At 61.0% G+C, this 6,663-nt stretch carries 5 protein-coding genes and 1 pseudogene; 1 reads left to right on the plus strand and 5 read right to left on the minus strand.

Annotation, left to right across the window (positions count from 1 at the left end; all coding sequences use genetic code 11):
- Positions 1–73: 73 nt before the first annotated feature.
- The 4 genes from glyA to AC07VU_RS28010 all read right to left on the minus strand — a co-directional run bounded on the left by glyA (position 74) and on the right by AC07VU_RS28010 (position 4,794).
- Positions 74–1,429, minus strand: coding sequence for a serine hydroxymethyltransferase (gene glyA, locus AC07VU_RS27995; protein ID WP_495030872.1), 1,356 nt, complete (start codon positions 1,427–1,429; stop codon positions 74–76).
- Entirely contained in the window at positions 1,426–2,427 is a 1,002-nt protein-coding gene (locus AC07VU_RS28000; protein WP_495030873.1) for an alpha/beta fold hydrolase, read from the minus strand. The genes glyA and AC07VU_RS28000 overlap by 4 nt, the downstream gene beginning before the upstream one ends.
- Positions 2,420–3,550 (minus strand): hypothetical protein, encoded by a 1,131-nt coding sequence (locus tag AC07VU_RS28005; RefSeq protein ID WP_495030874.1) that lies wholly within the window; start codon positions 3,548–3,550, stop codon positions 2,420–2,422. The genes AC07VU_RS28000 and AC07VU_RS28005 overlap by 8 nt, the downstream gene beginning before the upstream one ends.
- Before the next feature lie 674 nt (positions 3,551–4,224).
- Positions 4,225–4,794 (minus strand): type 1 glutamine amidotransferase family protein, encoded by a 570-nt coding sequence (locus AC07VU_RS28010; RefSeq protein WP_495030875.1) that lies wholly within the window; start codon positions 4,792–4,794, stop codon positions 4,225–4,227.
- 506 nt (positions 4,795–5,300) lie between these two features.
- Between AC07VU_RS28010 and AC07VU_RS28015 the strand changes: the two genes are divergently transcribed.
- A complete protein-coding gene (locus AC07VU_RS28015) occupies positions 5,301–6,263 on the plus strand; it encodes a bifunctional GNAT family N-acetyltransferase/nucleoside diphosphate kinase regulator (RefSeq protein ID WP_150051215.1) in 963 nt (320 codons plus the stop codon).
- 188 nt (positions 6,264–6,451) lie between these two features.
- Here AC07VU_RS28015 and AC07VU_RS28020 read toward each other — a convergent pair.
- Positions 6,452–6,663, minus strand: a pseudogene (locus AC07VU_RS28020) (transposase); the annotation flags it as partial.

Genomic DNA, 6,663 nt, shown 5'->3' on the forward strand with positions numbered 1-6,663 from the left:
GCGTTTGCGTATTGGCCGGGCACGACGATCGCCGGACCGTCGTGCCGTGCCTCCAGCGGTGCCGGAGACTGCTTCAGCCTGCCAGGTAGTCAGCGATCGGATACTTCACGCACAGCGCCTCGGCCTCCGCGCAGAATTGCTTGCGCAGCGCCGGGTCCAGGGTGAACTCGCTCTCGCCGAGCGGAGTCACCTGGTCCAGGATCCGGCAGAGCAGGTCGACGATCTGCCGGCATCCCTGCGGGTCGACATGGCGCTGGGCGAGGGCGCCGGTACCGATGCGCAGGCCACTGGTGACGAAGGACGAACGTGTTTCGCCGGGCACCCGGTTCTTGTTGACGATGATTCCGCAGTGCTCCAGCGCGGTCTCGGCGATAGCGCCGGTCATCGCTGCGCGCAAGCGAATCAGAATGGTGTGGTTTTCGCTGCGACCGCCCACCACCTCATAGTCCCGGGCCTGGAATTCGCTGGCCATCACATCGGCCGCGGTGCGGATGCGTTGCATCTCGGCATCGAATTCGGGGGTCATGGCATAACCCAGCGCCGCGGCCTTGGCGGCCATCATGTTGACGGCCGGCGCGCCTTGCATCCTCGGGAACACCGCCAGTTCGAGCACCCGGGCGAAGGTCGCATCGCGGCCGGGGACTTTTTCATTGGCGTCACGGCCCGAGAGAATCAGGCCGCCACGGGGGCCTGCGAGCTGTTTGTGGGTGCAGGTGGTGGTGACGTGCGCGGCGTCGATCGGGCTCGGATGGCGCCCGGTCGCCACCAGGCCGGCGATATGCGAGATGTCGGCCATCAGGATGGCGCCGGCTTCATCGGCGATCTGCCGGAAGCGCTCGAAGTCCACGACCCTGGAGTAGGCCGTGGCGCCGCAGATGATCAGTCGCGGTCGATGCTTGAGGGCCAGCCTGAGGACTTCGTCGTAGTCGATCAGGCCTTCCTTGGTGGTGCCATAACCGATGGCCTTGTAGTAGGTGCCGGAGAACGTCACGGGGCTGCCATGGGTCAGGTGGCCACCGTTATCCAGGGCCATGCCCAGTAGCGTGTCGCCAGGTTCGAGCAGGGCGGCGAGCACCTGGTAGTTGGCGCTGGAGGCCGAGTGCGACTGGACACCGGCATATTGCGCACCGAACAGCTCCCGGGCACGGTGGATCGCCAGGGACTCGACCAGGTCCACGTTTTCGCAGCCGGCGTGATAGCGGCGTCCGGGAACGCCTTCGGCGGTGACATTGACCAGCGCGGAGGACGAAGCCGCCAGGGTGCGGGGCTTGACCGCGCAACAAGAGGCGACCAGCGAGAGGGTGCGTTGCTGGCGAGCGACCTCAGCATCCAGGATCTGCGCCAGTTCGGCGTCGTGTGCCTGAAGATCGACCAAGCCGCGCTTGAGCAGATCGGCCTGGGTGAGAAGTGGTTGATGATTGACTGTCATGACTTGCTATCCCTTCCTTTGGTGTTGTGTGCTGCGAACGCCAGCACGGTTTCCTCGACCTCGCGCACATGGGTACGCACGAAGTAATGCCCGCCACCTGCCAGGGTTGCGGCCTGGGTGACGTCGATGAACGTGCGCCATTGCTCCAGTACCGTTTCGGGCTCAGCGGTAGCCGGATCTTCATCGCCGAGCAGGAGCAATGCCGGTACGCCGTGCGCCGGGTGCTGCGCCAGGTAGCGATAGGCCTCGCAGGCGATCAGATGGTCTCTGCGGCCGCGGGCCAGCATGCTCTCGACCTGGCTGTCGAGCAGTCCGGTGAAGGCGCCCAGGGAACGCAGGTAGTCGGTCCAGGTCTGGTCCGCCGTGGTTTCGGCGGCGCGAATCGCGGCATCGGCATCCAGCACCGGGCGCGAGGCTGCAACCACCAGTGACAGGCTCTCGTGCCTGTCGGCCATGCTCGAGGCAATGCACGCCGCGGTGGCCGCGCCGGCGCAGTGGCCGTAGATCACCAGGCGGGCGGCGCCGATCTCTTCGATCTCGGTGGCAAGGGTGTCGAGCAGGGCATGGAAGTCCAAAGCGTCCTCGACCTTGAAGTCACCGAAATCCACGCCGAAAACCTGCACATCCTGCGTGCCTTGAAACAGGCCGCGGTAGGCCGTGGCGTCTCCGCCACCGAAAGGCACTGCAACCACCGCGGTCGAACCTGCGGCGGCTTGCGCATCGCCAAAACAGACCAGGCGCACGGCTTGTCGAGTGGCTTCGCAGAGGATGCGCCGGGCCAGGTCAACGGCCGTCGAGTGCTCGAAAAGCGTCACGATGGGCAGGTTGCAGGACAAGCGCGACATCACCCGAATAGCGTCGAAGGAGTCGCCGCCGAGGTTGAAGAAATTGTCTGCAGGGCCGACATGCGGCAGCTTGAGCACCTCGGCAAACGTGGCAGAGACGCGAGCCACTTCGTCGGCGAGGACGCGTTCATCGAACTGGATGTTTTCAGTCATTCCATTCACTCCTATCCATAAGTACATCAGCGAGTTCATTGAGCAGGTGGGTGGCGGCACTGGCGTCGCAAAACGGCCCCTCGATCTCCAGGAGCAGTTGCGAAGCGCCTGTGCGGCGTATTTCGATTCCCACCGGAAACGTCGCGCTCATCACCTGCGAGGCCGGGATGCCGCGCCTGCCCGCGCCGTTGATGAACAGCTCGGACGCCCGGCAGCAGGCCAGCGCCTGGCGCGCCGCGGGACAGCGACGAGCACGCGCCTCAAGGCTGGTTTGCCCGGGCAGCAGTTGTTCTCCAGGGACTGCGAAGGAGAGCGGGACAAGGCCCGTCATCATGCCGATGGCATCCAGCTGGTGAGCCGGGCGCCAGTCATGGGAGGAACACAGGGTGTCGCCCTCGGCGATGACATCGGCCCGCCGCAGGCAGGCCAGGAGCGTCGCCAAGGGCGGCTTGCCGACATTGATCGTGGCGATGTCCAGGCTGCGTTGCAGACTCACTCGCGGCCCTTGGGCATTGAAGGCCAGGCGCCCGGTTTGCCGCAGGCGCACAGGCGTCATCGGTTGCGCAACAACTGTGCGCAGCCCGTCCTCATCGTGCCCGTGCAGGGCTTGCGCCTGGACATAATCGTCATAGCACCCGCGCCCTCGACGCATGTGCGCCAGGGCTGAACCGACATCAGCGGATTGCGCTGCTTGCAGCCGCCGCGCCAGAACCTCGAGGCTATGTTCGTCGGCCAACCCGTGATGGATCGAGAGGAGACAGTGCCATCCAGTGCCAGTGGCCAGGCTGCCAGCGGCAAAGAGCGCAGTGCCGGATTTGACCGCCAGCTGGGCCTTGCGCAAGGCCTCGGCAGCGCTGCTGCCGCGAACATCGAGCACTTCAAGATATTGGCCCAGCTCCTCGCCCCATCCAGCGATCACCAGCTGGCGCAAGAGTCCGAGATCCGGGTCGGCCCCGTCCTTGAACGGTATGACCGTGGAAACTTCCTGGGCGACCCCGGTGTAGAAGCCCTGGGCGACCATGGCCCTGGCCTCGACGCTGAGCCTGGCGTCGGCAAGTACCTGCATCATGCCCAGCCGTTCGATCGATTCCGTGGCCGGCCCTTGAGCTGTTGTTTTTGACATGTCCGATCCTCGGCGCGCAGGCATCATCCGGCGGCGATTTCGATCCATTGGAGAACGCATTTCCGGGCACCCGCAGCTCTCCCGTCCAGCCGGAAAGCCATAGAGCGCGCAGCGTTTTTTGTACGACGGCCTTAGTCGGTCATGTCGTAAAAATGCGTCGGCTTTTTACTTGCTTCGAGCGGGCCGATCAGTTTCTAAGGCGCACGCTAAGGAGGGAGCCTGACGGAATGTCGGGCAGGGTTCCGAGGGGGTAGGAATCATTGCTCGCAGCATTTCGCTCATGGGCCGAGGTACTGAAAGCGGGGGTTTCAAGGGGGGCTGGCAGGTTCCGGACAACAATATCGGCAAACAAAAACATTAAGCCATTCCTTAGCTTGGGTAGGAAAAATGTCGCCTTTTGGGCGATCTAAATAAAGCATCCTTTGATACGGCGTCAGGCAATCCCTGATTTGTCCAGGGGATTACCCTGCTCGCCATAGGGGAAAACCTTAGTAGGTAATGTCGTAAGCGCAAGTAAGTTTTTTCCGATTTTTTAAAAAATTATCGGACTGCCCCAGGCTGCGGTTCAGCCGTGGAAAACATGCGGACCTGCCATCAGCAAAGCCGGAGGTGCGCCACGGCCAAGTAATAGGCCGCAGCGTCAGGGGAGGGGATAAATAGAGGAAAGCGGGGGCTCAGCAGTGAATGTGTTCAGCCGCATGCATGGCCAGATAGGCATCGAGCTTCTTGTCGTTCAAACCCAAGGTACTGAGAATTTGCGCCATGAAGCTGACAGGCGCGCTACCAGGAGCGGTGACCACACCCTGGTCGGCAACGGCATAGGGCACATCCTGGTAATAATCCGCTCCGCGGTAATGCACCTGCTTCAGGTTCTCAGCAGAGTTGGACGTATGCTGCACATGATCCAGCACTCCGGCCTGGGCCAGGACGCGAGTGCCGTCACAGATTCCTGCAACGACGATTTTCCTGGCGTGGGCCGCACGAACCAGCGCCTCGATTGCCGGTGCCTTGTCTGTTTTCCAGACAGGGCCTCCCGTCACGATCAGCAAGTCGACATCGTCCAGATCGATGGCTTCGATGGCCAGGTTCGGGATGACGGTCATTCCTCCGGATGAGGTCACTTGCTGGCCACTGGGGGCCGCGAAACGAGTGTCGAAGCCATAGTAGGCTCGCCCCGTGGAGTTGATGAGTGCGGGTTCCCAGTCGGAGAAATTCTCGGTGAGAACAGTGACGGCACGTACCATTTGAGTGTCCTTCTCAAGTATCCATGATGATCGGCGGCAATGATCCAGGATGGTTGTCCTGGCCGGTTGCCGTCGAGTGTAGGCGCTGGCGCGTCGCTGAATGACGGGGCTGAGTATCGACGGGATGCATCGGACTCGACAATGACAGTGGTCAAAGGGGCGGCGGGTTGGGCATTGAAATCAGCGAGGGGGGCTTCGGTGGTGTTGAGGGCGGCTTATGAACATCAATGACATAGCACCTGATTTAACAAGTGGGCGATGTCATTGATGTTCATAATTTTTGGCGGCATTGCCGTTGTCACTCGTCCGCCGATTTTTTGATTCTTGAAGCAGGGAAGGGTGTGGTAGCTCCTGACGCTGCGACTGGCTTTGCAAGCGCTTTTTACGCCGTGTCCACATGCCGGATCATGCTAATGCCATAGAACCGTTTATTAAGGAAAAGTGCGCAGGTTGTTCGGCATTTCTCGCGTTATGTCTTAAAGTAGCCGGTTGCCGAAAGAACCGTCATGGCCATAGCCATGAAGGGCTTTCATCCTTTACAAATAAGTGTGGTGAAGATGAACAAGCCTTTCATTTCGCTGTGCCCTGAAATTACTCGGGCACATGCGCTGACGTTGAAGGATTGGTTGGAGGATGAGCGCGTCACTTGCTATCTGAGCGATTCACGTGACGTTTCCCGCTCCATCGAGCAAGTCATTGATCGGACTCAATTACCGATCCTGACCCATCTATTCAACCGGGGTGGCCGATTCTTCATGGCCTATGACCGGCATGACTCCCCGGTGGGCTTTGTCCGTCTCATCAAGACCGGCTCGAATTGCGAAATAGTCCTGGTCATCGGAGACAGCGACAAATGGGGGCGAAACCTTGGCGCCCGCACGATCCGCGAAGGCATGAAACTGGCCTTCCTCGACATGCGGGCCGAGAAGCTCATCGCGAAGATCCACCCGGACAACGCTCGCTCGCTGAAAGCTTTTCTGCGCAGCGGCTTTCTGCTTGAGAGCGAAACGCCAGCATTGAAGTCATTTTCCATGACGGCGGGGCGCTATCTCCAGTTCTTGCGCGAAGGTGCCGTTGGCGACTCCACGGGGATCTACATCACTGAAATCGACAAGGCCAGGCTCGAGAGTCTGATCGCGCTCGATCAAGGCCCGGCCGTTGTTGAACTCGAACATGAGCTTGAGCGAGCCATTGTCGTCAAGCCGCAGCAGGTGGCGCGCAATGTCGTCACGATGAACTCCAGGGCCTTGCTGCAGTTGGACGACGAAGAGATCGAAGTGGCCTTGGTCTACCCTGACGACGCGGACAGCAGCGCCGGGAAGCATTCCGTGTGTTCCGACATCGGCGCTGCCATCCTGGGCTATCAGGAGGGGGACGCCATCGACTGGCGAATTTCTGATCGGACCCGCCGGATTGAGATCAGGAAAGTGCTTTACCAGCCGGAGGCCGCGGGTGATTTCCACCTGTAATTGCGCCTTTAGCTCAGTGTTCGTCCATCAGGCGCGAAGATCCCCCAAAGGACGGGGCCGCGCTTCCGTACCTTCTGACGGGCGCGCGGGATGTAACGGGTGACACATCAAGACAGATACTGCTTTAGCAAGCGTAGGTACTGATCACGGGTACGCGGATTGGTTTGCGGGAAAGGTGCCGTGTCTGCTCGAGCTTCCAATTCCTGGATTTTCTGCTGCTCAGGCGTCAGCGCCTTACTCTGCGGAGTAACGCCGTTACGCTCCTGCTGGAGTTGATTAACCCAGCGACGCAACGCGGACTCGACTACCCCAAGCGAGCGGCTGGCTTCGATATGGCTATAGCCTTGATCGAGCACGAGGCCTGCGGCCTCGCGTTTGAACTCAGCGGAAAAGGAACGAC

It is taken from the genome of Pseudomonas sp. GW821-FHT02B10, assembly GCF_059421865.1.